Source organism: Megasphaera sp. AF13-6AC, from assembly GCF_027685385.1.
GTDB classification, from domain to species: Bacteria; Bacillota; Negativicutes; order Veillonellales; family Megasphaeraceae; genus Megasphaera; species Megasphaera micronuciformis.
The window spans coordinates 4,228-5,556 of sequence record NZ_JAQCUN010000087.1; the positions used below are offsets into that span (position 1 = coordinate 4,228).

The 1,329-nt window shown below is 35.1% G+C and carries 3 protein-coding genes; 1 reads left to right on the forward strand and 2 read right to left on the reverse strand.

The window, feature by feature from the left end:
* Both PGX78_RS05805 and PGX78_RS05810 read right to left on the reverse strand, forming a co-directional pair.
* On the reverse strand, positions 1-189 hold a 189-nt coding region (locus PGX78_RS05805; protein ID WP_270445853.1), incomplete at its 3' end, for a hypothetical protein.
* Positions 190-366: 177 nt separating this feature from the next.
* Entirely contained in the window at positions 367-804 is a 438-nt protein-coding gene (locus PGX78_RS05810; protein WP_270445854.1) for a Dps family protein, read from the reverse strand.
* Positions 805-940: 136 nt separating this feature from the next.
* Here PGX78_RS05810 and PGX78_RS05815 point away from each other — a divergent pair, with 136 nt between their 5' ends.
* Entirely contained in the window at positions 941-1,228 is a 288-nt protein-coding gene (locus PGX78_RS05815; RefSeq protein ID WP_270445855.1) for a winged helix-turn-helix transcriptional regulator, read from the forward strand.
* Positions 1,229-1,329 lie beyond the last annotated feature (101 nt).

Genomic DNA, 1,329 nt, shown 5'->3' on the forward strand with positions numbered 1-1,329 from the left:
TACTACTGCCGCCAATAACACAAAGTAACCGCTTACAGTAAAAATCTGTTCGCGTCGTGTCCTTATGACTTTTAAAATAAAGAATCCACCAGACGTGCCTTCTGTTTTCTGAAGAATCAACGACTGTATTTCTGCTCCTAAAGCAGTAACCAAAGCTATTATAAATTCCCTTAAGATTCGCTGCTCCATAAATGTGCTTCCTTACTTTCATTTCACGACCGTTTCAGTATACTATAGTCATATATATTATCAAGATTTTATTTAACAATAATTTTATTTCCCCTCAAAAACCGCAATTTATTTTACACATGCAAAAAGGGACTCGTAAGAGCCCCTTTTTGCATGTTGCATAAAATCAGAAGGATATTACTTATATAGTGTTGCCGAAATAAACCAGCGTTGTTTCATATAATATGCCACATGCTCTTCCATCATATTGGCAAGAAGGAAGTTATCTTCCTTTTCAGCGCCTTCGCGAATTTTTAAAGCCGCCTTTGTCATCACTTCCAGGTCTTTCAACACAATATCCAAGGCTTCCGCCACGGGATATTCCTTAGCCGGGACTTCCTTAATTGTAGCCGCCTTCATATACTCTTCCGTAGATACGGAAGGCATTTGCCCTTGCATCTTAACCAGTTCCGCTACGGCATCATAATACTCGAAATAGGTATTATAGATACTTTCCAAGTATTCATGAACATTTTTAAAGCTTGATCCTACTACATTAAAATGAAGGTTATGTGTCTTAATGTTGAGAACGGCAAGATTCGCAATATATTGATTTACAGTCTTTAAGTTTTTCATGTAAAACTCCCCCTATCTGTTAATTGATTTTCTTTATTTTAACTTTATTGATTTTTATTTTCAACTAACAAAAAGGTTAGACCCATGATATACTATAAAGAACTATAAGGTTTTATGAAGGGACGGTGAATCTCTTATGGTCGAATTTAATAGCAAATTCCAAGATATACAAGATATTCTCAGGCTAAAATGGATTCCCGAAATACTGGCATCTATTGATTCCGGCAAAAACTCATTTTCCGTTATTTTGATAAACATTCCTTATATTAGCGAAACAGAATTGAATAGAAAGATTAAAGCGCTTCTTACCCGCCATTTAATTCAAAAAAATGAAAAAGGTCTTTATGAATTACTACCCTTGGGCAAAAGTATTTTATATACGTTAAACCACATACAAAGAGTCTATCAGAAATACGGAGACTGAAAAAAAGCCTTGCTTTACATTCCTGTAAAGCAAGGCTTTTTTATACTCCCTTAGCTTCTATGGTTCCCTTAGATATTTCAAATAAGTGAACGCTGTCCGTT